The organism is Streptomyces sp. NPDC002785, assembly GCF_040295565.1.
Taxonomy (GTDB): Bacteria; Actinomycetota; Actinomycetes; order Streptomycetales; family Streptomycetaceae; genus Streptomyces.
Genome location: NZ_JBEOVN010000016.1, coordinates 1 through 24,256, shown reverse-complemented (window position 1 = coordinate 24,256; position 24,256 = coordinate 1). Strand labels below are relative to the sequence as shown.

22 protein-coding genes and 2 pseudogenes are annotated in these 24,256 nt (G+C 70.1%); 13 read left to right on the top strand and 11 right to left on the bottom strand.

Annotation, left to right across the window (positions count from 1 at the left end):
* Window positions 1-25 precede the first annotated feature (25 nt).
* From ABTZ94_RS06970 to ABTZ94_RS06935, 8 genes are all read left to right on the top strand, one after another.
* Complete coding sequence (locus tag ABTZ94_RS06970; protein ID WP_351198277.1) at window positions 26-871, top strand: glutamate ABC transporter substrate-binding protein; 846 nt, start codon at window positions 26-28, stop codon at window positions 869-871.
* Window positions 872-946: 75 nt separating this feature from the next.
* A complete protein-coding gene (locus tag ABTZ94_RS06965; RefSeq protein WP_351198275.1) occupies window positions 947-1,612 on the top strand; it encodes an amino acid ABC transporter permease in 666 nt (221 codons plus the stop codon).
* Window positions 1,609-2,508, top strand: coding sequence for an amino acid ABC transporter permease (locus tag ABTZ94_RS06960; protein ID WP_351198273.1), 900 nt, complete (start codon window positions 1,609-1,611; stop codon window positions 2,506-2,508). Before ABTZ94_RS06965 ends, ABTZ94_RS06960 begins: the two co-directional genes overlap by 4 nt.
* A 227-nt stretch (window positions 2,509-2,735) precedes the next feature.
* Entirely contained in the window at window positions 2,736-4,349 is a 1,614-nt protein-coding gene (locus ABTZ94_RS06955; protein ID WP_351198271.1) for an FAD-dependent monooxygenase, read from the top strand.
* A gap of 32 nt (window positions 4,350-4,381) precedes the next feature.
* Entirely contained in the window at window positions 4,382-4,468 is an 87-nt protein-coding gene (locus ABTZ94_RS06950) for a putative leader peptide (protein ID WP_311605579.1), read from the top strand.
* 105 nt (window positions 4,469-4,573) lie between these two features.
* Window positions 4,574-5,095 (top strand): cupin domain-containing protein, encoded by a 522-nt coding sequence (locus ABTZ94_RS06945; RefSeq protein ID WP_351198269.1) that lies wholly within the window; start codon window positions 4,574-4,576, stop codon window positions 5,093-5,095.
* Window positions 5,092-5,499 (top strand): rhodanese-like domain-containing protein, encoded by a 408-nt coding sequence (locus tag ABTZ94_RS06940; RefSeq protein WP_351198267.1) that lies wholly within the window; start codon window positions 5,092-5,094, stop codon window positions 5,497-5,499. The genes ABTZ94_RS06945 and ABTZ94_RS06940 overlap by 4 nt, the downstream gene beginning before the upstream one ends.
* Before the next feature lie 535 nt (window positions 5,500-6,034).
* Entirely contained in the window at window positions 6,035-6,673 is a 639-nt protein-coding gene (locus ABTZ94_RS06935; RefSeq protein WP_351198353.1) for a DUF6197 family protein, read from the top strand.
* Window positions 6,674-6,706: 33 nt separating this feature from the next.
* On the opposite strand, the gene recX is transcribed toward ABTZ94_RS06935, so the two are convergent.
* On the bottom strand, window positions 6,707-7,426 hold the full coding sequence (recX, locus tag ABTZ94_RS06930) for a recombination regulator RecX (protein WP_351198265.1): 720 nt from the start codon (window positions 7,424-7,426) through the stop codon (window positions 6,707-6,709).
* A 3-nt stretch (window positions 7,427-7,429) separates the two neighbouring features.
* Window positions 7,430-8,557 carry a recombinase RecA gene (gene recA / locus ABTZ94_RS06925; RefSeq protein WP_351198263.1) on the bottom strand — a complete coding sequence of 376 codons (1,128 nt, stop codon included), beginning with the start codon at window positions 8,555-8,557 and terminating at the stop codon, window positions 7,430-7,432.
* 265 nt (window positions 8,558-8,822) lie between these two features.
* Between recA and ABTZ94_RS06920 the strand changes: the two are divergent.
* A pseudogene (locus tag ABTZ94_RS06920) lies at window positions 8,823-9,023 on the top strand (short-chain dehydrogenase); the annotation flags it as partial.
* Between the two features lie 204 nt (window positions 9,024-9,227).
* On the opposite strand, the gene ABTZ94_RS06915 reads toward ABTZ94_RS06920, so the two are convergent.
* A complete protein-coding gene (locus ABTZ94_RS06915; RefSeq protein ID WP_351198351.1) occupies window positions 9,228-10,394 on the bottom strand; it encodes an AI-2E family transporter in 1,167 nt (388 codons plus the stop codon).
* A 163-nt stretch (window positions 10,395-10,557) separates the two neighbouring features.
* The gene (locus ABTZ94_RS06910; RefSeq protein ID WP_351198261.1) at window positions 10,558-10,752 is read right to left on the bottom strand and encodes a DUF3046 domain-containing protein; all 195 of its coding nucleotides are present in this window, start codon (window positions 10,750-10,752) and stop codon (window positions 10,558-10,560) included.
* Window positions 10,753-10,831: 79 nt separating this feature from the next.
* Between ABTZ94_RS06910 and ABTZ94_RS06905 the strand changes: the two genes are divergently transcribed.
* The gene (locus ABTZ94_RS06905) at window positions 10,832-11,746 is read left to right on the top strand and encodes a hypothetical protein (protein ID WP_351198259.1); all 915 of its coding nucleotides are present in this window, start codon (window positions 10,832-10,834) and stop codon (window positions 11,744-11,746) included.
* A gap of 204 nt (window positions 11,747-11,950) precedes the next feature.
* On the opposite strand, the gene ABTZ94_RS06900 is transcribed toward ABTZ94_RS06905, so the two are convergent.
* The 3 genes from ABTZ94_RS06900 to ABTZ94_RS06890 are packed head-to-tail and all read right to left on the bottom strand — an operon-like array spanning window position 11,951 to window position 13,951.
* Window positions 11,951-12,265, bottom strand: a complete 315-nt coding sequence (locus ABTZ94_RS06900; RefSeq protein ID WP_351198257.1) for an AzlD domain-containing protein — start codon at window positions 12,263-12,265, stop codon at window positions 11,951-11,953.
* On the bottom strand, window positions 12,262-13,068 hold the full coding sequence (locus ABTZ94_RS06895) for an AzlC family ABC transporter permease (protein WP_502967192.1): 807 nt from the start codon (window positions 13,066-13,068) through the stop codon (window positions 12,262-12,264). Before ABTZ94_RS06895 ends, ABTZ94_RS06900 begins: the two co-directional genes overlap by 4 nt.
* Before the next feature lie 10 nt (window positions 13,069-13,078).
* Window positions 13,079-13,951 carry a helix-turn-helix transcriptional regulator gene (locus ABTZ94_RS06890; protein ID WP_351198255.1) on the bottom strand — a complete coding sequence of 291 codons (873 nt, stop codon included), beginning with the start codon at window positions 13,949-13,951 and terminating at the stop codon, window positions 13,079-13,081.
* A gap of 81 nt (window positions 13,952-14,032) precedes the next feature.
* Here ABTZ94_RS06890 and ABTZ94_RS06885 point away from each other — a divergent pair, with 81 nt between their 5' ends.
* From ABTZ94_RS06885 to ABTZ94_RS06875, 3 genes and pseudogenes are all read left to right on the top strand, one after another.
* The gene (locus ABTZ94_RS06885) at window positions 14,033-18,715 is read left to right on the top strand and encodes a DEAD/DEAH box helicase (RefSeq protein ID WP_351198253.1); all 4,683 of its coding nucleotides are present in this window, start codon (window positions 14,033-14,035) and stop codon (window positions 18,713-18,715) included.
* 138 nt (window positions 18,716-18,853) lie between these two features.
* Entirely contained in the window at window positions 18,854-19,645 is a 792-nt protein-coding gene (locus tag ABTZ94_RS06880) for a DNA-formamidopyrimidine glycosylase family protein (protein ID WP_351198251.1), read from the top strand.
* Window positions 19,646-20,195 (top strand): annotated as a pseudogene (locus ABTZ94_RS06875) (SDR family NAD(P)-dependent oxidoreductase); the annotation flags it as partial. It abuts the gene before it with no gap.
* A 710-nt stretch (window positions 20,196-20,905) separates the two neighbouring features.
* Here the strand turns inward: ABTZ94_RS06875 and ABTZ94_RS06870 are convergent.
* The 4 genes from ABTZ94_RS06870 to rimO form a co-directional block, all read right to left on the bottom strand.
* Window positions 20,906-21,289 (bottom strand): helix-turn-helix domain-containing protein, encoded by a 384-nt coding sequence (locus tag ABTZ94_RS06870; protein ID WP_018105285.1) that lies wholly within the window; start codon window positions 21,287-21,289, stop codon window positions 20,906-20,908.
* Between the two features lie 109 nt (window positions 21,290-21,398).
* Complete coding sequence (locus tag ABTZ94_RS06865) at window positions 21,399-21,908, bottom strand: CinA family protein (protein WP_351198249.1); 510 nt, start codon at window positions 21,906-21,908, stop codon at window positions 21,399-21,401.
* Window positions 21,905-22,687 (bottom strand): CDP-diacylglycerol--glycerol-3-phosphate 3-phosphatidyltransferase, encoded by a 783-nt coding sequence (gene pgsA, locus ABTZ94_RS06860; protein ID WP_351198247.1) that lies wholly within the window; start codon window positions 22,685-22,687, stop codon window positions 21,905-21,907. Before pgsA ends, ABTZ94_RS06865 begins: the two co-directional genes overlap by 4 nt.
* Window positions 22,684-24,159 (bottom strand): 30S ribosomal protein S12 methylthiotransferase RimO, encoded by a 1,476-nt coding sequence (gene rimO / locus ABTZ94_RS06855; RefSeq protein WP_351198245.1) that lies wholly within the window; start codon window positions 24,157-24,159, stop codon window positions 22,684-22,686. The genes pgsA and rimO overlap by 4 nt, the downstream gene beginning before the upstream one ends.
* Window positions 24,160-24,256 lie beyond the last annotated feature (97 nt).

Genomic DNA, 24,256 nt, shown 5'->3' with positions numbered 1-24,256 from the left:
CGCGTCAACTCTAGGGAAAACCACCATGCAGCTTCGTAAGGTCACCGCCGCCTCGGCCGCCGTGCTCGCCCTCGCCCTCACCGCCACCGCCTGTGGTTCCGACAAGAAGGACGGCGACTCGGCCGGTTCGGGCGGCGGCAAGAAGATCACGATCGGCATCAAGATCGACCAGCCCGGTCTCGGCCTGAAGACGCCCGACGGCAAGTACACCGGTTTCGACGTCGACGTCGCCACGTACGTCGCCAAGGAGCTCGGCTACGACGCCAAGGACATCGTCTTCAAGGAGACCAAGAGCGCCGACCGCGAGACGGCGATCGAGCGCGGTGACGTGAAGTTCATCGCCGCCACCTACTCGATCAACGACGAGCGGCTGCAGAAGGTCGACTTCGCGGGCCCGTACCTGCTGGCGCACCAGGACATCCTCGTCCGCGCCGACGATGACTCGATCAAGTCCCCGGCCGACCTGAACAAGAAGAAGCTGTGTTCGGTCGCCGGCTCGACCTCGGCGAAGAACGTCCACGACAAGCTGGCCCCGAAGGCGCAGCTCCTGGAGTACGGCGGCTACTCGGAGTGTCTGACCGGCCTGGAGAACAAGGCCGTCGACGCGCTGACCACCGACGACTCCATCTTGGCCGGCTACGCGGCGCAGCAGAACTTCCAGGGCAAGTTCAAGCTGGCCGGCTTCAAGATGACCAACGAGAACTACGGCATCGGCCTGAAGAAGGGCGACGCCGATCTCAAGAAGAAGATCGACGACGCGCTCACCAAGATGGTCTCGGACGGTTCCTGGGACAAGGCCGTGAAGGCCAACTTCGGCCCGGCGAACTACAAGTACGAGCCCGCCCCGAAGATCGGCAACGTCGTCAAGTGAAGCAGGGCTGACCGGGCGCGCCGTCCTTGAACGGCGGCGCGCCGTGCCCTCCGACACGCGGAAGCGCGGGAGATCGTGTTCGACTTTCTTGAAGGTTACGACCTGCTGGGGGCCTTCTGGGTAACGGTGCAGCTCACCGTCTACTCCGCCCTCGGCTCCCTCATATGGGGAACGCTACTGGCCGGCATGAAGGTCAGCCCGGTCCCCCTGATGCGCGGCTTCTCCACCGCGTATGTGAACGTGGTCCGGAGCATTCCGCTGACCGTGATCATGGTGTTCTCGTCGCTGGGTCTGTTCCAGACCCTGGACGTCAAGCTCGGCGCCAGCGATTTCACGGACATCAACTTCCGGCTCGCGGTGCTCGCCCTGGTCGCCTACACCGCCGCCTTCGTGTGCGAGGCACTGCGCTCCGGCATCAACACCGTCCCGGTCGGCCAGGCGGAGGCGGCACGTGCGCTCGGGCTGAGCTTCACCCAGGTGCTGCGGCTGATCATCCTCCCCCAGGCGTTCCGCGCGGTGGTCAACCCGTTGTCCAACGTGCTGATCGCGTTGACGAAGAACACCACGGTCGCCTCCGCGATCGGGGTCGCCGAAGCCTCGTACCTGATGAAGGACATGATCGAGGCCGAGGCCCAACTGATGCTCATCGCCGCCGTCTTCGCGTTCGGCTTCGTCGTTCTGACCCTCCCGACCGGCCTGATCCTCGGCTGGGTGAGCAAGAAGGTGGCGGTGAAGCGATGAGTTCCGTCCTCTACGACGCCCAGGGACCGCGCGCCAAGCGGCGCAACATCCTGTACACGGTGCTGTTCGTCCTGTGCGCCGCGGCGGTGGTGTGGTGGGTCTACGACGGCCTCGCTTCCAAGCACCAGCTCGACTGGATCAAGTGGAAGCCCTTCTTCACCAGCTCCCAGCCCTGGGAGACGTACATCTGGCCGGGCCTCCAGAACACGCTCAAGGCGGCGTTCTTCGCCCTGATCATCGCGCTGCCGCTCGGCGCCCTGTTCGGTATCGGCAGGCTCTCGGACCACCGCTGGGTGCGGATGCCGGCCGGCTTCATCGTGGAGCTCTTCCGCGCCGTCCCGGTACTGATCCTGATGATCACGGCGAACGCGGTGTACGCGGAGTACACCACCATCGATACTGATGTGCGTCCGCTGTACGCCGTGGTGACCGGACTGGTGCTGTACAACTTCTCGGTCCTCGCCGAGATCGTGCGGGCCGGGATCGAGACCCTGCCGAAGGGCCAGGCGGAGGCGGCCAAGGCGCTCGGCATGCGCAAGAGTCAGATCATGATGTCCGTGCTGCTGCCGCAGGCGGTGACGGCCATGCTGCCGGCGATCGTCAGCCAGCTCGTGGTCATCGTGAAGGACACCGCGCTCGGTGGCGCCATGATGACCTTCCCCGAGCTGCTGGCCTCGATCCGCCCGATGAGTGCGAACTACGGCGCGAACACGATCGCGTGCTTCACCATCGTGGCTCTGATCTTCCTCGTGCTGAACTTCGCGCTCACGTCGTTCGCGAGCTGGCTGGAGCGGTGGCTCCGGCGCAGCAAGAAGAGCAAGGGCACCGCGCCCGGGGGCGCACCGGAGACCATCGGTGAACCGGCGCTCGTCATCGATGACGGACGCGCCGTCTGACGGTTCGTCGCATCGAACGCCCGAGGGGCGGTGGCACATCTGCCACCGCCCCTCGCCGCTGTCCGGTGTCGCTTGACGCAAGCACCGGCAGTAGGTTGCATACGTTCTGTGATCGCGCCCCCAGCCCCCGCCGCCGCCACACTTCCTCCGTCGCCTACCCCCCCTTCGAGCCGTGCGCTCCTTTCGTCCGCGTCCTCGGCGTCGTTCGCACTTCGAGGAGCCGCCCCGTGGACCCCGTGATCGTCGTCGGCGCCGGGCCCGTCGGCCTGGCGCTGTCGCTCGCCCTCGCGGCGCAGGGCGTCCCCTCCGTCCTGCTCGACGAGGATCCGGCCAAGGACGAGACGCGTCCCGCCCGTACCGTGGTGCTGCGCGAGGACACCGCGGCCCTGGTGGAGCGGCTCGGCTGCAAGGCGCTCCGGCACGAAAGCATCCGGTGGTCCGGCTGGCGGTCCATGCGGCGCAGGCAACTGGTGCGTGACCTGGCGCTCGGCGTGGACTCCCCCGACAGCGACCCGTTGCCGGCCCCGATTCACCTGCCGCAGCACGTCCTGACGCACGGGCTGCGGGAAGCGGTGGCCGCACAGGAGCTGGTGCAGGTGACTCCGTACAGCCGGATCGACACGTTGGAGCAGGACCCGGCCGGGGTCACGGTGCACACCAGGGAGCCGAATTCGACCTGGTGGCGTGGGAGTTATCTGGTGGGCTGCGACGGTGCCAGGTCCACGGTGCGCAAGCTCCTCGACATCCGTTTCCCCGGACGCACGGCGGTGGAGCGGCATGCCGTCGCGGCGCTGCGCACCGAGCTGCCGTGGCCGGGGCAGGCCGTGCTGCACCGGCTGCCGCCCTGGCGCACCGGGGGCGCCGAGGTGACCGCACGACCGCTGCCGGACGGCGCCTGGCGGCTGGACTGGCTGCTGCCGCCACGTGGCGAGCTCGTCACTCCGGACGCCTTGATCACGCGGATCCGGGACACGCTGGCGGGCTGGTGCGGCGAGACACCGCCGTACGAACTGCTGGACACGGGCGTGTACACGTTGCACCACCGACTCGCTCTGCGCTGGCGGGTCGACCGGGCCTTCCTGGCCGGGGACGCCGCCCATCTGCTGGGCGCGCTCGGCACCCAGGGGCTCGACGAGGGACTGCGGGACGCCGAGAACCTTGCCTGGAAGCTGGCTCAGGCCTGGCACCACGGCGCCTCCGACGTACTGCTCGACAGCTACCAGGCGGAGCGCCGGGCCGCGGTCGCCGCACGGCTGCGCGCCGCGGACCAGTCGCTGCCGATACTGCGCGGTGGCGGAGGTCTGCGGACCCTGGTACCGGGGAGCGCACGGGGGCACGACTCTCTGCTCACCGACGGGCATCTGGGGTGCGGCCCCCTCGGTGCGCCCCCCTCGTACTCGCACTCGCCCCTTGCGCCCCCACGCTCCGAGGCGCACACATCCGTGGGTACGCCCCCCGGTGCGCCGGTCACCGATGTACGGGTGACGGCACCCGACGGCACGACCGTGCGGCTGCGCGAGCGGCTGGGGCAGGGGCATCTGCTGGTGGTCCTGGTGGCGCCCGGAACCGGGGTGTGGGACCGGCGGCACTGGATGACCGCGGGCGTCATGCCCCGTCTCGTCGCGGCTGTCGACGCGCTGCCGGTGAAGGGCGAGCTGCTGGTGACCGAGAGCTATCCGGGGGCGTCGGCGCACACCGTGCTGCTGATCAGGCCGGACGGTCACCTGGTGGCGTCGTTTGGTGGGGTACGGCCCGGGGAACTCTTCGCGGCGGCGGAGGCGACGCGTGGCGGCGCGGCCCGCACCTCCGTACGCTCCGACCAGACAGCGGACGTCAATTGACCACCGCGGGCGCACATGGTGCACTCCGAAACATGACCGACACCGATGTGCGCCTGTGGCGGAGGGTCCATATGGACCTCGTCCGCTATGCGGGCTGCGTGTGTCGCCCGTCCTGCTGAATCGCCTCCCCCCCTGCCGCGCCGTGCGCTCTGTCGTGCGGCCATGCATCCGCGCGAACCCTCAGGACGGTCTCTGTGTCTGCCCCTTCACCACTCTCTGTACGCATGTCCGCCCCCGGCGCCGATGGTGCTTCCGTTCCGACGGCCGCGGAGCTGCTCGACTTCGTCCGCCGTGTCGCCGCCGACGCCGAGATCGTCGCCTCGCTCCCTCTCGCTCCCGAAGGCCGCACCTGGGTCCAGCTCGAAGGGCCCGGCGGCAGTGAGGCGTGGCTGATCGGCTGGCCGCCGGGTACCGGCACCGGCTGGCACGACCATGCCGACTCCATCGGAGCCTTCACCACCGCGGCCGGCACCCTCAAGGAGCTGTCGCTCGCCGCCCGGCTGCCCACCGACGGCTGGAAGACCCTCGAAGTCGCCGAAGGCATCGACCGTTCCCGGCAGTTGGCCACCGGTCAGGGCAGGGCATTCGGCCGCCACCACGTCCACGAGGTGCTGAACGAGTCCGGCACGGAGCACGCCGTCTCCGTCCATGCGTACTACCCGCCGCTGCCGCAGATCCGGCGCTACAGCCGTAACGGTGCGGTACTCCGTCTTGAGCAGGTCGAACGGCCGGAGAGCTGGCAGTGAGCGACAGCCGTCGGGGTGGTACGGAGCCGGTCGGGATCGACGAACTGCTGGAACGGGCCCGGGCCGGGTTCGTCCGGGTCCGCCCGCAGGAGGCGGTCGCCGCCGCTGCGGACGGGGCGCTGCTCGTGGACATCCGCTATGCGGAGCTGCGGGAACGGGACGGACTGATTCCGGGGGCGCTGGTCGTCGAGCGCAATGAGCTGGAGTGGCGGCTCGACCCGCAGGGAAGCCATCGGGCCGCGGAGGCGGTGAGCCACGATCTCCAGGTCGTGGTGGTCTGCAATGAGGGCTACGCGTCGAGCCTCGCCGTCGCGTCCCTGCGGCAGCTGGGGCTGCACCGGGCGACCGATCTCATCGGCGGGTTCCAGGCGTGGCGTGCGGCGGGGCTTCCGGTCGAGGCCTGACGGACTCCGTTGGGACGGGGCAAGGGCGAGGCGTCCAACCGCAGGCCGGCATTGGGGCGGGGCGGAGTCTGGCGGGGCGTCCAGCCGGAGGACACCGACGCCGGATTCCGTCGAGGTTTCTTTCACTGCCTGGACGTGGCGACCTCCACCGGGCGGACCCTGAGTGCCAGTCGACCGGGCAGCGCCGTGGCGGTCGGTGCCAGCAGCGCGGCGGCGCCCACCACGTGACGTCGGCGCGTAGGGCCAGTGCACGCGGGTGGTAGCCGGTGGCATGCGCAGCGTCTGTGTCGTGCACGGCGTCTCCGCCACGTGTGGCGTCTCTGCCATGCGTCACACAGTGCTCTGTGCACTCAGATGTCCGTGCACTGGAGCGCGCCTGCGTGTTCGTGCTGGGGCAACCCCCTCCCGACGCCGTTCGCCAGTCCCCCGAATCCGCACCGACACACCCGTACGCCACGCTCCGGTGGAGCAATCCCCGTACCTGACGGACATTCACCTCAACACCAAGGACCGACGTGACGGAGACCTCGCACCCATGCCGACCCCCACCCTTACCCCCGACCAGCTCGACGTTCAGGCCGCTCGCCTCCATGACACCGAGGCGTGGCAGCAGATCGTCGCAGGCTGGGACCTCACCACCCCCGAACCCGTACTCCCCTCCTCCCCCTGCATTGTGGAACAACTGCCGGACAGCCACCCGGCCGACTGGCGCGACCTGTTGTCCGTACCGGTCGACCAGCTCATCGCCGACTCCGTCCGTGCCCTGCCGGCGACCGCGCCGCGCGAACGGCCCCTTCCCCGGCGCCTGGGTGCGATCCTCCCCGACTGGATCCACTCCTGGCGGCGCATCGGGCAGCCCGAGGTGCGGCCCTCCACCCATCTCACCTACGCAAGGCAGATCCTGACCGAGTGGGGCTGGCAGAACACCCCGTACCGGTTGCGCAACGCCCGCGGCGCTCGGTGCATCTGCGGCGCCCTTCTCACCGCACACCGTCTGGGCTACGGCTCCCGCGACACCGTGGACCGGGCCGGCGCCTGGCTCATCGCCGAGCTCCGTTCCCAGGGCTGGTCCGGGCTGATCGGACCCTGGAACCGGCACCCCGGCCGCACCGCCGCAGATGCGCTTGTCCTGATCGACGCCACCATCAGCCGCGCCGCACGCGCAGGGCAGTAATCACCACAACCGTCCCGCCCAGTACCGGCCCGGTCAGAAGGGCTCGTCCAGGCCTTCCGTGTCCTCGCCCTCTTCTTCCAGCGCCTGCCGCACCACACGCAGGGCCATGCCTTCCCCGTACCCCTTACGGGCGAGCATGCCCGCAAGGCGGCGCAGCCGCTTGTCGCGGTCCAGGCCGCGAGTGGAGCGCAACTTGCGCGCTACCAGCTCTCGGGCGGTCGCCTCCTCCTGCTCGGAGTCGAGCTGCCCGACGGCCTCGTCGATCACGGCGGAATCCACCCCCTTGGTGCGCAGCTCACGGACGAGAGCGCGGCGGGCCAGCCCTCGGCCGTGGTGCCGGGACTCCACCCAGGCGTCCGCGAACGCGGCATCGTCGATCAACCCGACATCCTCGAAGCGCGACAGCACTTCTTCGGCCGCCTCATCCGGGATCTCCCGCTTGCGCAGGGCGTCCGCAAGCTGCTTTCGGGTGCGCGGGGTCCCGGTGAGCAGCCGCAGACAGATGTTGCGCGCCTGCTCGACCGGGTCTCGCGGCTCCCCCTTCTCGGCCCTCGACGAGGAAGGGGAGCCGCTGCTCCTGGAGCGGGAGCGGGCACGACGCCCCGCCCCCTCACCGAATCCGGCGCCCGAGCCGGTGCCGTGACCGGCCTCCGGCTCGTACGCGCCCTCGGACTCGGCCGTGTGTCCGGCGGCGAATTCGGGACCGGCGCCATGGTCAGTGGCGCTGACCGGCCACTCCGTACGACGCGTCACGGTCTAGCTCTTGGCCGCCGCAGTCTTGGCCGGCTTGGCCTTGCCGGCCGGGGCGGGCGCCGACTTCGCGCTGTCGGCCGAAGCCGCGGCGCCGCCCGCCGCATCCGCACCGGGCTCGACGGCGTCGGCATCAGGCCTGACGCCGACGCCCAGCTTCTCAAGGATCTTCTTCTCGATCTCATTGGCGAGATCGGGGTTGTCCTTGAGGAAGTTACGGGCGTTCTCCTTGCCCTGGCCGAGCTGGTCGCCCTCGTACGTGTACCAGGCGCCCGCCTTGCGGACGAAGCCGTGCTCCACGCCCATGTCGATCAGACCGCCCTCGCGGCTGATGCCCTGGCCGTAGAGGATGTCGAACTCGGCCTGCTTGAAGGGCGGCGCAACCTTGTTCTTCACGACCTTGACGCGGGTGCGGTTGCCGACGGCGTCGGTGCCGTCCTTCAGCGTCTCGATCCGGCGGATGTCGAGGCGCACCGAGGCGTAGAACTTGAGCGCCCGGCCACCGGTCGTGGTCTCCGGCGAGCCGAACATCACACCGATTTTCTCGCGGAGCTGGTTGATGAAGATCGCGGTGGTCTTGGACTGGTTGAGCGCGCTGGTGATCTTGCGGAGTGCCTGGCTCATCAGGCGGGCCTGCAGACCCACGTGCGAGTCGCCCATCTCACCCTCGATCTCCGCGCGCGGCACGAGCGCCGCGACGGAGTCGATGACGATCAGGTCGAGGGCCCCGGAGCGAACCAGCATGTCCACGATTTCGAGGGCCTGCTCGCCGTTGTCCGGCTGGGACAGGATGAGGCTGTCGATGTCGACGCCGAGCTTCTTCGCATACTCGGGGTCGAGGGCGTGCTCGGCGTCGATGAAGGCCACCGAGCCGCCGAGCTTCTGCGCATTCGCCACCGCGTGCAGCGTCAGCGTCGTCTTACCGGAGGACTCCGGTCCGTACACCTCCACCACACGGCCGCGCGGCAGGCCGCCGACGCCGAGGGCTACGTCGAGGGCAGTCGACCCGGTGGGGATCACCTCGATGGGCTCGTTCGGCCGCTCACCGAGGCGCATCACCGCGCCCTTGCCGAATTGCCGTTCAATCTGTGCGAGTGCGGCGTCCAGCGCCTTCTCGCGGTCGGTTCCTGCCATGGGTTCCACCCGATTTGCTTGAGTCGATCGCTTCACGTCAAAGACGCTAACCCCTGCCACTGACAATGGGCCTCGACGTCCTCCCGGCCTGTGGACAACTCCACGGTCGGGCCCGGGAAAACCCGGCCGGAATCCCATGAGAATGGATGTTCGATTTTGGTGTCAAGCTCACCACGCCGGACGGAACTGCCCCCAGAGTGACCCCCTGACGCTCCGCCCCGGGGAGTCAAGATCAGCTATCAATGCCGCGCCGAATTCCCACCATATATGGACAAATCTGGCACGCAAAGTAGCTCTAATACCCGAGGCGACGCGGAGTGCGGACCATGGCATCGCTGTTCAGCTGGGTACGACCGGAGCGACCGTCTACGTCACGGGGCGGACGAGCGGGTCGCAACGCTCGGAGATGAAGCGCCCCGAGACCGTCGAGGAGACCGCGGCTCTCGTGGACGAGGCCGGCGGCCACGAGTTCCCGGCCCGCTCGCGCAGGACCCCCGGATGTCGCACCGGAACTGCAAGCCGCTCTCCGGCGGACAGCTGGCGCCCGTCTACGGCTTCACCGACCTCGACGGCAGTCGGCCCACTGCCTGGAGACATGCCACCGAGGTCCAGGACCCGGCCGACCGATGTAATGGGCTATCGCTGAGAAGGGCCCCTGCCACCGAGCCGGTCAGGCGCGCTCCGGTTGCTCCCGGGCCCTGTCCTGTCCGCCCCGGCCCTCGTTGCTCTCGGCACCCCGCCAGGACCGGCGCAGCCGCGTGAGCACCGGCTCACCACGTTGCTGGTGGTGGCCGTGCACCCGCGGGTCGTCCGTCACGTCGTACCGCTTCACATAGGCGCCGAGGAACGCCTGAAGCGTGGCGACGGCCGGGATTGCGATCAGCGCACCCACGGCGCCCATCAGCGCCGTGCCCGCGATGACCGATCCGAAGGCAACCGCCGGATGGATGTCGACGGTCTTGGAGGTGAGCTTGGGCTGCAGCGCATAGTTCTCGAACTGCTGGTAGACCACGACGAATCCCAGCACCCACAGCGCGTACCAGGGGTCGATGGTGAACGCGATGAGCATGGGCAGGGCGCCTGCCAGATACGTACCGATCGTGGGGATGAACTGGGAGACCAGTCCGACCCAGATGGCGAGCGCGGGCGCGTACGGAACACCGAGGATCACCAGCAGGATGTAGTGCGCGATCCCGGAGATGAGTGCCATCAGGCCGCGCGAGTAGAGGTAGCCGCCGGTCTTGTCGACCGCGATCTCCCAGGCCCGCAGGACCTCGGCCTGCTTGGCGGGCGGCAGTACGGAGCACAGGGCGCGCCGCAGCCTGGGGCCGTCGGCGGCGAAGTAGAACGAGAACAGGGAGATCGTCAGAAGACGGAACAGCCCGCCGAGCACGGTGGTGGAAATGTCGAGCACTCCGGTCGCGCTGTTCTGGACGTACTTCTGCAGCCAGTCGGAGTGCAGCACGCTGTCCTGGACCTCGACCCGGGAGAGGTCGGTGTGGAAGTTCTGGTTGACCCAGTTGATCACCGAATCCAGATACTTCGGGAACTCCTCGACCATGTCGACGATCTGGCCCGCGAGCATCGAGCCGAGCAGCACGACGAAACCGGCCGCGGCTATCAGCACGGCGAGGAAGACCAGGAAAGTAGCAAGGCCGCGACGCATGCCGCGCGCCGACATCCGGCTCACAGCGGGCTCGATGGCGAGCGCCAGGAAGAACGCGATCAGCACATTGATCAGCAGCCCGATGAGCTGGTCGAACGCCCAGCTGCCGAGCTGGAAACAGGCGTAGAGCGCCAGGGCGAGCACCATGGCACGCGGCAGCCATGCGGGCATGCGGGCCGGCCCGTTGCCGGACGGCGGAGCGGGCTGGGCGAGAGGCGTCTGGGTCTGGGCTGTCTCATCTGTCGGTGACACGGCTCCAGTCTCGCCTACAGCTGTGACAAACAGTCGCCCGCCCCGGACAACATCACAGGTCCGGCCACTGACGAGCCGACGATCAGCGCTTGTCGGCGGGGATGTCGACCGCCGTACAGACACCGCGCCAGACGTCCTTGGCATCCCAGCCCGCGGCCAGCGCCTGGTGCACCGTCTGCCCGCCGAGCTCGGCCATCACATGATCGCGCGCGAAGGAATCGGCGTACCCCGCACCGAAGTGGTCCGCCATCCGTTCCCAGAAAATCGTCAACCGCATGAGCTCAGTATCCCGCTCCTGAGAGTGCAGCCAGGCCGCTCCGTCTTGCCGAGAGCGCTTACCGCCCTACGGTCGGTCCATGGCTGGAACCGGAACAAGTCCCCTCAACCGTGCCGCGCAGTTCATTTGGCTCACGGCCCGCGTCCTAGAACAGCGGCGGTTCGCCCATTACTTCCTGAAAGGAAGTGCGGAGGACGTGGAGACCGCACTCACCGCATATCTGAATGAGGACGGCGGATACGGGCACGCGCTCGAACCCGATCTGCGTGGCCCCGTCAGTCAGCCACTGCACACCGCGCACGCACTCAACGTCCTCGACTCCATCGGCCACTGCAGCGGGCTGCGGGTGGAGCGGATCTGCCGCTTCCTGACCGAGGTGTCCACCAAGGAAGGGGCACTGCCCGCTCTCCTGCCGTCGCAGCGCGGCTATCCGGCCGCGCCGTTCATCCCGATCGTCGACGACCCGCCCGCGGAACTGCTGGCCACCGGCCCCGTCGTCGGGCTCCTGCACCGCAATGCGGTGTGGCATGCCTGGCTGTTCCGGGCCACCGATTTCTGCTGGGCGGCGGTCGACGCTCTGGACCGGTCGCATCCGTACGAGATCGAGGCGGCGCTCGCCTTTCTGGACGGCGCTCCGGACCGGGCCCGTGCGGAGGCGGCGGCCGACCGGCTCGGGCGGCTGGTGCGGGAACAGCGGCTCGCCGTGCTGGATCCGGAGCGGCGTGCGGAGTACCCGGTGGCGGCCGGATACGCACCGGGCGAGCAGCACTTCCCGTACGACTACGCCCGTACACCCGATTCACTTGCCCGCCGCTGGTTCACCGACGAGGAGCTGGCCCGCTCGCTCGACCATCTTGCGGCCGAGCAGCAGACAGACGGCGGCTGGCCGGTGAACTGGCGGCAGTGGGCGCCTGGGACGGCTCTGGAGGGGCGGCCCATCGTGACGCTCAAGGCGCTTCTGACACTGCGGGCCCATGGACGCAGCCTCGACTGAGACCGGGTGGGTGTATCTGCTGATGACGGGGCTCGCCCGCGGCGGCCGGTGTGCTCGCCGTCTGCTTCCTCCGGCCGGAGAAGGACGCGGCACGGCTGGACGTGACAGAGACCGCGCCGATGGGCCTCGCAGTGCACTGAACGGGTCGACGGGCACGTGTGTAAGGGGCTCGGTCCATTGGACGGAGCCCCTTACACACGTGCCTCAAGGTGTCCAGCCGAGGGCACGTACCCCTGCAGTGACGACCACAGCCGCCCCTACCACCACGAGGAAGGGCGCGCGCAGAACCAGTGCGAGCGCCGCCGCGGCGAGCCCCGCGCCCCTGGCGTCCAGCGTCAGGTGCTGCCCCTCGCCGAACGTCTGCTGCGCGGTGAGGGCGGCCAGGAGCGCCACGGGCAGCAGCGCGGCGAGACGCTGCGCGAGCGGACGTTCCAGCACACCGGCGGGCACCAGCAGACCGAGCAGTTTGGCCAGGTAGCAGCCGACGGCGGTCAGTGCGATGGCGATCCAGACGTTCATCGGTCCTCCTCCGTCGTGGCCATGCCCCGGCTCGTTCCCTTCCGGCGTCCGCTCAGGAAGAGGACGATGGGTGCGGCGAGCGCGGACAGCAGGACGGGGACGCCTGCGGGCAGTACGGGCAGCAGTCCGAGCGCGAGCAGAACCGCGATTGCGGCGGTGATGCGTTCAGTCGTGCTTTTCAGCATCGGCGCGAGCAGGGCGAGGAAGACCGCAGGCGATGCCGCGTCCAGCCCCCAGGCGTCGGTGTCACCGAGCGCCTCGGCGCCGAGGGCCCCCAGCAGCGTGGTCAGGTTCCACAGCACGTAGAGGGTGAGTCCAGTGACGGCGAAACCGATCCGTGCGGCCCGGCGGGTGGGCTGCGGCAGTGTCACTGCGGTCGTCTCGTCGATGACCCACTGGGCCGCGAAGGGACGGATCGCGCGTGGAAGGGCGAGCAGCTGCGACAGCCGCAGGCCGTAGAACGAGTTGCGTACGCCGAGGAAGAAGGCCCCGGCAGCCGCGGTGTACGGATTGCCGCCCGCCGCGAGAGCGCCCACGAGGGCGAACTGCGAGGCGCCGGTGAAGACGACGAGACTGAGTGCGCAGGTCTGCAGCAGGCTCAGTCCCGAGCCGGCCGACGTCACGCCGAAGGCGAAGCCGGAAAGTCCGACGGCTATGCCGACACCGAGGGCATCTCGTACGACGGCCGCGTCCGGCTTCGCCCCGGCCGCGTCCGGCTGCTGCACCCCGGGGACGGTCGCGCTGCCGTGGGGTTCGCCGGCTGCTTCGCCGACGCCCTCTGGGAATGTTGTCTGTTCTGCCACGACCGGAACGCTACGTGGGCAGGTCGCGACCGGTCTTGTACGTTCTTGCACGTTCGCGCCGGTACGCGCCGGGCGGCACTCCCACGATCCGGGTGAAGTGGCGGTTGAGATGCGGCTGATCGGTGAAGCCGACCTCGGCGGCCGCCTCCGCAGGTGTCGTCCCCGCGTCGAGCATCCGGCGCGCGGCCCGCACCCGGGCATCGGTGAGCCAGGCGTGCGGCGGCATCCCGTACTGCTTCTTGAAGGCCCTCAGCAGCGCGAACGGGCTGGTGCCGAGCTCCGCGGCCAGGGCCTCCAGGGTGGGCGGCTCCGCCATCCTGCCCTCCAGCACCGCCCGGGCCCGCGCCGCGTCGCGGGCACCCGCCGAGCGGGGCACACGGGCAGGCAGCGCGCTGCCGTGCCGACTGAGCAGCCGAGCGACCAGCACCCGCAGCACGGTGTCCGCGGCAAGTGGGTTGCCCTCCTCGGCGGCCCGGTGGACCTCGCCGATCAGCCGGGCCGCATACAGGTCCGAGACACTGGTCTCGGTGAAGCCGACCGTGCCGCGCAGACTCGTCGTATCGGCCGCAATATCGTTGATCACCTGCGCGGACGGGTACAACGTGGCGTACACCCAGCCCTCCGGAACACCCGCGCGCGCGGTGTGCGGAACCTCCGGATTGATCATGACTACGGCGCCGGGGCCCGCGTGTACGACAGTGCCGCCGGGCAGCCCGACGTCCTCCACCCCGCGGGTGATGGTGCCGAAGACATAGCCCTCGTGGCTGTGGCGCGGGAAGGTGTGGCGCACGTACCGGGCACGCAGCAGATCGAGGTCGGGCAGCTCCGCGTGCTGCCAGTGCCTCGCCCACTCTCCCGATCCCGATTCCGGTATGGCCACCATGGCCGAATTCTCGCAGCTCCCGGACGCGGTCGCCGATGGTCGTCACGGCCGTTGTCAGTGGTGGGGTGCACGATGGGGGACATGGCCGGCTCTGCGCTCGACTCGTTCTCTCCTGCGACCCGCAGCTGGTTCGCGGGTGCCTTCAGCGCGCCCACCGCCGCGCAGGAAGGCGCCTGGCGCGCGATCGGCGAGGGCTCGGACGTGCTGGTCGTCGCGCCGACCGGCTCCGGCAAGACCCTGGCCGCGTTCCTCGCCGCGCTGGACGAGCTGGCGTCCGTCCAGCCGCCCGCCGAGGCGAAGAAGCGCTGCCGCGTGCTGTACGTGTCGCCCCTCAAGGCCCTCGCGGTCGATGTCGAGCGCAATCTCCGCTCACCGCTGACCGGCATCCGCCAGGAGTCGGTGCGCCTGGGGCTGCCCGAGCCCGAGGTCCGGGTGGGAATCCGCTCCGGCGACACCCCGCCGGCCGAGCGCCGCTCGATGGCGACCCGGCCGCCGGACATCCTGATCACCACGCCCGAATCGCTGTTCCTGATGCTGACCTCATCGGCCCGGGAGGCGCTGTCCGGCATCGAGACGGTGATTCTGGACGAAGTGCATGCCGTGGCGGGTACGAAGCGGGGCGCCCATCTCGCCGTATCGCTGGAGCGTCTCGACGAGCTGCTGCCGCGGCCGGCACGGCGAATCGGCCTGTCGGCGACGGTCCGTCCGGTCGACGAAGTGGCGCGCTTCCTCTCACCGCAGCGGAAGGTGGAGATCGTCCAGCCGCCGTCCACCAAGCGGTTCGACCTGTCGGTGGTCGTGCCGGTCGAGGATCTCGGCGAGCTCGGCGGCTCCCCCGCCGCCGACACTGACCAGGCGGGCCAGGCGGACAAGCCATCGATCTGGCCCCACGTCGAGGAACGCATCGTCGATCTCGTCCAGGAGCATCGCTCCACCATCGTCTTCGCCAATTCCCGCCGCCTCGCGGAGCGGCTCTGCAACCGGCTCAACGAGATCGCGTACGAGCGCGCTACCGGCACTGTGCTCGATGAGCACGGCCCCGCCCAGACGCTGCCGGAAGCACACTCCCCGGCCGAGATCATGGCCCAGTCGGGCACGGCGAAGGGCGCCCCCGCCCTGCTCGCCCGCGCCCACCACGGTTCGGTCTCCAAGGAACAGCGTGCCCAGGTCGAGGAGGACCTCAAGGCGGGCCGGCTACCGGCCGTGGTCGCCACCTCCAGTCTGGAGCTCGGCATCGACATGGGGGCGGTCGATCTGGTGGTCCAGGTGGAGTCGCCGCCGTCGGTCGCCTCGGGGCTGCAACGGGTCGGCCGGGCCGGGCACCAGGTCGGTGCGGTCTCCACCGGAGTGGTCTTCCCGAAGTACCGGGGCGATCTGGTGCAGGCTGCCGTGGTCACCGAGCGGATGCGCGAGGGCTCCATCGAGGCGCTCCGGATCCCGTCCAACCCCTTGGACGTGCTGGCCCAGCAGCTCGTCGCCATGGTCGCCCTGGACAGCTGGCAGGTGGACGATCTGCTGGCCGTGACCCGCCGCGCCGCCCCCTTCGCCTCCCTGCCCGAGTCGGCGTTCACCGCCGTGCTGGACATGCTCGCCGGGCGCTATCCGTCCGACGCCTTCGCCGAGCTGCGCCCGCGTGTGGTCTGGGACCGGGTGGCCGGTACGGTCACGGGCCGCCCCGGCGCCCAGCGGCTCGCCGTCACCTCCGGCGGGACCATCCCCGACCGCGGGCTCTTCGGGGTCTTCCTCGCCGGCGCCGACCCCAAGAAGGGCGGCGGCCGGGTCGGCGAGCTGGACGAGGAGATGGTGTACGAGTCCCGGGTCGGCGACGTCTTCACGCTGGGCACCACGTCCTGGCGGATCGAGGACATCACCCGCGACCGGGTCCTGGTGTCGCCCGCCCCCGGGGTTCCCGGCCGACTGCCGTTCTGGAAGGGCGACCAGCTGGGCCGTCCGCTGGAGCTGGGCCGTGCGCTCGGCGCGTTCCTCCGCGAGATCGGCGGACTGTCCCAGGAAGATGCCCGGCAGCGTCTGCTCGCCGCCGGTCTCGACACCTGGGCCGCCGACAACACTCTGTCGTACATCGACGAACAGCGCCGCGCCTGCGGTCACGTACCGGACGACCGGACCATCCTCGTCGAGCGTTTCCGTGACGAGCTGGGTGACTGGCGGGTCGTCATCCACTCCCCGTTCGGCGCGCAGGTGCATGCCCCGTGGGCGCTGGCGCTGAACGCCCGCCTCGCCGAGCGGTACGGCATGGACGCCCAGGTGATGCATGCCGACGACGGCATAGTGCTGCGGCTGCCCGACGCAGACCTGATGGGCCTGGACCTCCTGGACTTCGATCCGACGCAGGACCCGGCCCAGGATCCGGCACCGCTGCCGGGCCCCTCGTACGACAGCGGACAACCGCCCGTCGGCGCTGCGGACGTGACCTTCGACCAGGGTGAGATCAACCAGATCGTCACCGACCAGGTAGGCGGATCAGCCCTGTTCGCCTCGCGGTTCCGCGAATGCGCGGCGCGCGCCCTGCTGCTGCCGCGGCGCAGCCCCGGCAAGCGCACCCCGCTCTGGCAGCAGCGCCAACGCGCCGCACAGCTCCTCCAGGTCGCCTCCGAGTTCGGCTCCTTCCCGATCGTTCTGGAAGCGGTCCGCGAATGCCTCCAGGATGTCTTCGACGTCCCAGGGCTGACGGAACTCATGGGCGACCTCGAAGCACGCCGTGTCCGGCTGGTCGAGGTGACCACCCCGGAGCCCTCTCCCTTTGCCCGCTCGCTCCTGTTCGGCTACGTCGCCCAGTTCCTGTACGAGGGCGACTCGCCCCTCGCCGAGCGGCGGGCCGCTGCCCTCTCCCTCGACTCCCACCTGCTGGCCGAGCTCCTCGGCCAGGCAGAACTGCGCGAGCTGCTCGACGCCGACGTCCTGACCGAGCTGGAGCAAGAACTCCAGTGGCTGACCGAGGACCGCCGGATCAAGGACGTCGAAGGCGTCGCCGATCTCCTTCGGGTCCTCGGTCCGCTCACCGACGCGGAGTTGGCCGAGCGCGGCGCCCAGCCGCCCTGGGCTCCGGGGCTCTCCGCTGCCCGCCGGGCCATCCGGGTCCGGATCGGCGGAGCGGACCACTGGGCCGCGATCGAGGACGCGGGACGGCTGCGCGACGCGCTGGGCACCGCCCTCCCGGTCGGCGTCCCCGAGGCTTTCACCGAACCGGTGAAGGACCCGCTCGGCGATCTCCTCGCCCGATACGCGCGTACGCACGGCCCGTTCACCTCCACCCATGCCGCCACCCGTTTCGGCCTCGGCACCGCTGTCACGGACGGCGCGCTGCAGCGGCTCGCCGCGACCGGCCGGATCGTCCAGGGCGAGTTCCACCCCGCCGGCATCGGCCAGGAGTGGTGCGACGCCACCGTGCTGCGCCGACTGCGCCGACGCTCGCTCGCCGCGCTCCGCCATGAGCTGGAGCCAGCCCCGCCCGCCGCCCTCGCCGATTTCCTTCCGCAGTGGCAGCACCTGGGCAGCAACAGCCTGCGCGGAATCGACGGACTGGCCCGCGCCATCGAGCAGTTGCAGGGTGCGCCCGTACCGGCGTCGGCCCTGGAGAAACTGATCCTGCCGGGCCGGGTCACCGGCTACTCCCCCGCGCTGCTGGACGAGCTGACCACCACCGGCGAGGTCGTCTGGGCCGGTGCGGGTGCCCTTCCCGGCAAGGACGGCTGGCTGACCCTCTACCTCGCCGACAGCGCACCCCTGCTCCTCCCGCCCCCGCACCCGCTCGAACTGAGCGCGTTGCACGAATCCGTCCTGACGGCCCTGGCCGGCGGTTACGGACTGTTCTTCCGGCAGATCGCCGACCAGGTCCGCGCCACCACGCACCCGGACTGCACCGATCCTCAACTGGCCGATGCCGTCTGGGACCTGGCCTGGTCGGGTCGGCTCACCAATGACACGCTGGCCCCGCTGCGTTCGCTCCTCGGCTCCGGTCGCACGGCAGGGTCGACCGCCCACCGCGCCAAACGGAGTGTCCCGCGCGGGCGTTACGGCTCACTCACCGCCGCCGCCCGGCCCGCGTCCCGCACCGGCCCACCCACCGTCTCGGGCCGCTGGTCCCTGCTGCCCGCCACCGAACCCGACCCCACGCACCGTGCGCATGCCCTGGCCCGCACGCTCCTCGACCGCCACGGGGTGGTGACCCGCGGCGCGGTCCAGGCCGAAGGCGTCGAGGGCGGCTTCTCCGCTACGTACCGCGTCCTATCCGCCTTCGAGGACAACGGGCAGGCCCGGCGCGGCTATGTCGTCGAGGGCCTGGGAGCGGCCCAGTTCGCGATGGACGGCGCGGTCGACCGGCTGCGTGCCACGTCCACCGCCCGAGAACGTACGGAGCCGGGCACCGCATCCCACGCCCTGGTCCTCGCCGCGGCGGACCCGGCCAACGCCTATGGCGCAGCTCTTCCCTGGCCCGAGCCACCGGACGGCGCCGGGCACAAACCTGGCCGCAAGGCGGGTGCCCTGGTGGTGCTGGTCGACGGCGAACTGGCGATATACATGGAGCGTGGCGGCAAGACACTGCTGGCCTGGCCCACCGACCGGGAGGACCCGGCACTCCTCGCGGCAGCCGGGGCGCTGGCGGCAGCCGCCCGCTCGGGGGTGCTCGGCACGGTCACGGTGGAACGCACCAACGGCGCCTCGTCCCTGACCTCCCCGCTCGGCCGCACGCTGGAGGCGGCCGGATTCCTGGCCACCCCGAGGGGGCTCCGCCTGCGCGCCTGAGCCACCCGCACACCTCACGCCTCGTACGCCATACCGCCCGCGCGCCCCCAACACCACGCGCCCCACACCACCTGCACCACCTCCCGCCGCCCACGCCCAGCACGCCACACTCCCCATCCGACCCCGCATCATGGAGGCATGCCCGAAGGAGACACCGTCCTGCAGACCGCCAAACGTCTGCACGCCGCACTCGCCGACCGGGTCCTCACTCGCTGCGACCTGCGCGTCCCCCGGTTCGCCACCGCCGACCTCACCGGCCGGACGGTTCTGGACGTCGCCTCGCGCGGCAAGCATCTCCTCACCCGTATCGAGGGCGGCCTGACCCTCCACAGCCATCTGCGGATGGACGGCGCCTGGCGCATCTATGCTCCGGGCGAGCGCTGGCGCGGCGGCCCCGCCCACCAGATCCGCGCCGTCCTCGCCAACGCGGAGCACACGGCCGTCGGCTACCGGCTCCCCGTCCTCGAACTCCTCCGCACCCGGGACGAGGAGAAGGCGGTCGGCCATCTCGGCCCCGATCTGCTGGGCCCCGACTGGAACCCCGACACGGCTCTGCACAATCTGCTCAGCGACCCCTCCCGCCCCCTGGGCGAGGCCCTCCTGGACCAGCGCAACCTGGCCGGAATCGGCAACATCTACAAGGCCGAGCTCTGCTTCCTCGCCCGTGCGACCCCTTGGCTCTCCATCGGCGACTTGGCCGCCCCCACCATCGCCCGGCTTGTCACCACGGCCAGACAACTCCTCGAAGTCAACCGCGACCGCCCCATGCGCACGACCACCGGCGCAGCGCCCCGCACGACCGAACGGCTCTGGGTCTACGGCAGGACCAACCGCCCCTGCCTGCGCTGCGGCACGCCCATCCGCACGGCCGATCAGGACGCCCGCCCCACCTACTGGTGCCCGCGCTGTCAAACAGGCCCTACGAGTTAGACCGACCGCAGTCGGATCAGGGCCGCGGTGGCCGCCGCGGGCGATATCGACAGCCTGGCAGCCGTGGCCGGAATCATGCATACGAGTAGCGTCCTGGAGACACGGACGACGACCTCGATCGGGTCCTCCCAGTCAATTTCAGAGGCGTTCTGTACGCCTGTCAGGAAGTGGCCCGCAGCATGATCACGCTCCGCGCACCCGGCTCGCTGATCACCATGGACTCGGGAGCGGTCGACGCCACGAGCCCGGGGCTGCTCTGCTGCAGCGCGGCCAAGGCGGCGGCCGTCCAGCTGACGACCCTTGCGACCGAGCTGGGGCCTCATTCCATCCGCGTCAACGCCGTTGCCCCGGGCTGGATCCCTACGCCCATGACCGCCCGCCACAACAGCAACACCGGGCGGAGGCCACGATGGCGCGGATCTCCCCGCTCGGCCGGGTCGGCGAGCCCGAGGACGTCGCCCACACCCTGCTCCATCTCGCATCCGATGCGTCGGCCTTCATGACCGGTCAGATCCTCCGCCCGAACGGCGGCGCAGCCATGCCCTGGTAGTCCGCCACGCCCAGCCACCGCACCGCATCCCAACAGCACACCACCGACTCACACACTGCGTCCCGATGCCGGACCACCAACCCGCACACCGCATCCCAAGAGCAGACCACCGCCCCGCACCCGCATCCGCCCCGCTCGCCCCCGTCGGCCCAGCGGTCGCGGCCACATGCACGGGCAGGAGGCTCAGCCCCCATCCGCCCGCCGCCACCGCGCCCTCGACAAGCCCCGCATGGGCCGGTTCCAGCACGAGCCGCAGCACGGCCCACCACCACACCCCGCCGAGAACGAGCGCCGGCACCCATCGCCGTACCATGGCTGCCTCCTCCGGCCGAACCTAGCCCGGCCCGCTCGGCCGACGGGAGGGCGCACCGGTGCAGCACCGGCGCGCAGTGCGCTGCCGCAGACCGTTGTGCGCTCTCCGCCCGGGACATCCGGGCTTGCTCCGGATCATTGACTCCCCCTGCGCCTGAGGCGCTCAGGGGCACCCCGGAGCAGACCGCATCAGGTCGCATCGAGACACGTCAACCCACGTCAGGCCGTGTCGAGCTACCCGCGATCTTCCTGATAGGCGCCTCATAGTCGCAGTCTCGCCCAGACACTCCCGAGCCGCATCCAGAACGGACCACGCCCATCCGCCCCGGACCGCGCAGAAGCCCCGGTCGCCCCCTTAGGGGCCGACCGGGGCTCCGCTTCACACTGGACCGCGCGGGTCAGGCGGCGACGACATCCACCGCTTCCGCGGGCGCCTTGATGGTTACCCGTCCCGTCGGCACACCCGCCACCGACGTCACGGAGACGGAATTGAGCATTGGGCGTACCGGTACAGGCACCGGGTCGCTGGCTGCTGCCGACTCGGCCAGTTCGGCCAGCGACAGCTCATCGCTCACTTCACGCATGAGCTCGGACATCCGTACGTCAAGCGCGTCGCAAATAGCGGAGAGCAGTTCGGAGGATGCCTCCTTCTGCCCCCGCTCCACCTCGGAGAGATAGCCGAGCGAGACTCGGGCGGACGAGGAGACTTCGCGCAGAGTACGGCCTTGGCGCTGGCGCTGCCGACGCAGCACGTCACCAAGCAGGCGACGGAGCAGAATCATCGGTGGCTCCCTCCTCGGACCGCGTAGCCGCATCCTTCACGCCCCACCGTACCGCCTTGCGCCGCGGCCGTGCGGGGAGCGATGTCGTGTTCACTCAGGGCTGCAAACATCAATTCCCCCCGTTGTGTTCCGTATCCTGTGCGCTTGCATTCTTGCCGAGTTCGGCGGAGAGCAATGCCAGCACGCTTCGTACGCTCTCTCTACGGATGTCCGCACGCCCGCCGCTCAACCGCAGCGCGGTCACATTCTCCGCGCCGTCCGGCCCGGCCACCGCAACATAGACCGTGCCGACGGGCTTGCCGTCCTGCGGCTCGGGTCCCGCAACGCCGGTGGTGGCCATACCCCAGTCTGCCCCCAGAACGCGCCGCACACCTGTCGCCATCTGCCGCGCCACCTCCGCGTCGACCGCACCGCGCTCCGCCAGGAGGACGCCGTCCACACCCAGCAATTCCCGCTTCAGCGGCGTTGCGTACGCCGTCACGGACCCGCGGAAGGAGTTCGAGGCACCCGGTACGGACGTCAGCTCCGCCGCGACCAGACCGCCGGTCAGGGACTCGGCCACGGCAAGAGTCTCACCGCGCTCCACGAGCAGCTCCAGCACCCGGGCCGCGGCAGTCACCGCTCGGCCTCCGCCGAACCACGGGCACCCGTGGCCCCGGAGACCGGCCCTGCACCCTCAGCGGCCCCTGATGCTCCAGCCGCTCCAGGCCCCGCAGACACCCCATACCCCCCAGCAGCCTCCGCCGCAGCGGCCCGCTCGGCCGCGAGCCCCTTGCGCCGCAGCACGACGGCCTGGCGCACATAGTCGAGCCCGGTGACGACCGTCAGCACGACAGCCACCGCCATCACCCAGAAGCGCAGGGTGGCAAGTGGACCGGTCAGCGCCAGGACGTACATCCCGGCGGCCGTCCCCTGTGCCAGGGTCTTTATCTTCCCGCCGCGACTGGCCGGGATCACCGCATGTCGTATCACCCAGAACCGCATCAGCGTGATGCCGATCTCGCGGAAGAGGATCACGCCCGTGACCCACCAGGGCAGATCACCGAGATACGACAGACAGATCAGCGCCGCACCCATGATCGCCTTGTCCGCGATCGGGTCGGCGATCTTCCCGAAGTCGGTGACCAGGTTGTATGTGCGTGCGAGATGACCGTCGAACAGGTCGGTGATCATGGCGATGGCAAACGCCGCCCAGGCGAACGACCGCCAGGCCGGGTCGTCGCCGCCATTGTGCAGCAGCAGCATCACGAAGCCGGGCACCAGCACCAGCCGCAGCATGGTGAGCAGATTGGCGATGTTCCACAGGCTGGCCTGATTGACGGCCGCAGTACCCAGCTTGCCGCCGCGGACCGGCGTCGCGCCGGAGCCGCCTGCCGCGGATGCCGGGACTCCCGTCATCTGGCCGCCTCCACGAGTTCGGAGCACTCGGCCACCAGGTCCACTCCTTCGGTGCCCACAACCTTTGCCTCGACCATACGGCCGGGCACGAGGCCGTCGCGTGCGGTGAAGAGCACCTGGCCGTCTGTTTCGGGGGCCTGGTGCGCCGCGCGTCCCACCGCACCGTCCTCTTCGTCCACGGACTCGACCAGCACCTGCAGGGACTCCCCCAGGCGCTCCTCGGCTCGCTGCGAGGTCAGCTCCTCGGCCAGTTGCGAGATATGCGCGAGCCGCTCCGCGATGGTGTCGGCGTCCAGCTTGTTCTCGTAACCGACCGCCTCGGTGCCCTCCTCGTCGGAGTAGCCGAAGACGCCGATGGCGTCGAGCCTGGCGCCGGTGAGGAAGCGTTCCAGCTCCGCCAGGTCGGCCTCGGTCTCGCCGGGGAAGCCCACGATGAAGTTGGAGCGTGCACCGGCCTGCGGCGCCTTGCTACGGATGGTGTCCAGGAGCTCCAGGAAGCGGTCGGTGTCACCGAAGCGGCGCATCGCCCGCAGCACGCCGGGGGCCGAGTGCTGGAAGGACAGGTCGAAGTACGGGGCGACCTTCGGGGTCGAGGTCAGTACGTTGATGAGGCCCGGCCGCATCTCCGCCGGCTGCAGATAGCTGACCCGGATGCGCTCGATCCCCTCGACGTCGGCGAGCTCCGGCAGCAGCGTCTCCAGCAGCCGGATGTCGCCGAGGTCCTTGCCGTACGAGGTGTTGTTCTCGGAGACCAGCATGACCTCCTTCACCCCCTGCTCGGCCAGCCAGCGGGTCTCCCCCAATACGTCCGACGGGCGGCGCGAGATGAAGGAGCCGCGGAAGGACGGGATGGCGCAGAAGGAGCAGCGGCGGTCGCAGCCGGAGGCGAGCTTCACCGAGGCGACGGGGCTGGTGCCCAGCCGACGGCGCAGGGGCGCCCGCGGCCCGGAGACCGGAGCGACTCCGTCGGGAAGGTCCTCGGGGACGGGGGCCGGTGCAGCCTCCTGTGCGTGCCCCGGCAGGGCCACGGCGGCGTCCTGCCGCTCGGCCGGGCTGATCGGCAGGAGCTTGCGGCGGTCGCGCGGGGTGTGCGAGGCGTGGATGCCGCCGTTGAGGATGGTCTGGAGGCGGTCGGAGATGTCTGCGTAGTCGTCGAATCCGAGGACGCCGTCCGCCTCGGGCAGGGCCTCGGCCAGGTCCTTGCCGTAGCGCTCGGCCATGCAGCCGACGGCGACCACGGCCTGGGTCCTGCCGTGGTCCTTCAGATCATTTGCTTCGAGCAGGGCATCGACGGAGTCCTTCTTGGCGGCCTCGACGAATCCACAGGTGTTGACGACGGCGACATCCGCGTCGGAGGCATCCTCGACGAGCTCCCAGCCGTCCGCTGCCAAGCGGCCTGCGAGCTCCTCCGAGTCCACCTCGTTACGGGCGCAGCCAAGAGTGACAAGGGCGACGGTACGGCGTTCGGGCATGGGCTCAAGACTACTTTGTCCCGGCGCTCGCCCTGCCGTGCAGGGTTCCACCGTCACGCCGAGTGACAAAGGCGGCGAGCGCCCGGCAGGATTGCCG

Coding starts and splice junctions, on each gene's coding strand:
- ABTZ94_RS06870 (WP_018105285.1), bottom strand. CDS start 21,289: ATGATTCTGCTCCGTCGCCTGCTTGGTGACGTGCTGCGTCGGCAGCGC.
- ABTZ94_RS06885 (WP_351198253.1), top strand. CDS start 14,033: ATGGCCGGCTCTGCGCTCGACTCGTTCTCTCCTGCGACCCGCAGCTGG.
- ABTZ94_RS06915 (WP_351198351.1), bottom strand. CDS start 10,394: ATGCCCGCATGGCTGCCGCGTGCCATGGTGCTCGCCCTGGCGCTCTAC.
- ABTZ94_RS06950 (WP_311605579.1), top strand. CDS start 4,382: ATGACCGACACCGATGTGCGCCTGTGGCGGAGGGTCCATATGGACCTC.
- ABTZ94_RS06935 (WP_351198353.1), top strand. CDS start 6,035: ATGCCGACCCCCACCCTTACCCCCGACCAGCTCGACGTTCAGGCCGCT.
- ABTZ94_RS06960 (WP_351198273.1), top strand. CDS start 1,609: ATGAGTTCCGTCCTCTACGACGCCCAGGGACCGCGCGCCAAGCGGCGC.
- ABTZ94_RS06945 (WP_351198269.1), top strand. CDS start 4,574: ATGTCCGCCCCCGGCGCCGATGGTGCTTCCGTTCCGACGGCCGCGGAG.
- ABTZ94_RS06890 (WP_351198255.1), bottom strand. CDS start 13,951: ATGGTGGCCATACCGGAATCGGGATCGGGAGAGTGGGCGAGGCACTGG.
- ABTZ94_RS06910 (WP_351198261.1), bottom strand. CDS start 10,752: ATGCGGTTGACGATTTTCTGGGAACGGATGGCGGACCACTTCGGTGCG.
- ABTZ94_RS06970 (WP_351198277.1), top strand. CDS start 26: ATGCAGCTTCGTAAGGTCACCGCCGCCTCGGCCGCCGTGCTCGCCCTC.
- rimO (WP_351198245.1), bottom strand. CDS start 24,159: ATGCCCGAACGCCGTACCGTCGCCCTTGTCACTCTTGGCTGCGCCCGT.
- pgsA (WP_351198247.1), bottom strand. CDS start 22,687: ATGACGGGAGTCCCGGCATCCGCGGCAGGCGGCTCCGGCGCGACGCCG.
- ABTZ94_RS06900 (WP_351198257.1), bottom strand. CDS start 12,265: ATGAACGTCTGGATCGCCATCGCACTGACCGCCGTCGGCTGCTACCTG.
- ABTZ94_RS06880 (WP_351198251.1), top strand. CDS start 18,854: ATGCCCGAAGGAGACACCGTCCTGCAGACCGCCAAACGTCTGCACGCC.
- ABTZ94_RS06905 (WP_351198259.1), top strand. CDS start 10,832: ATGGCTGGAACCGGAACAAGTCCCCTCAACCGTGCCGCGCAGTTCATT.
- recA (WP_351198263.1), bottom strand. CDS start 8,557: ATGGCAGGAACCGACCGCGAGAAGGCGCTGGACGCCGCACTCGCACAG.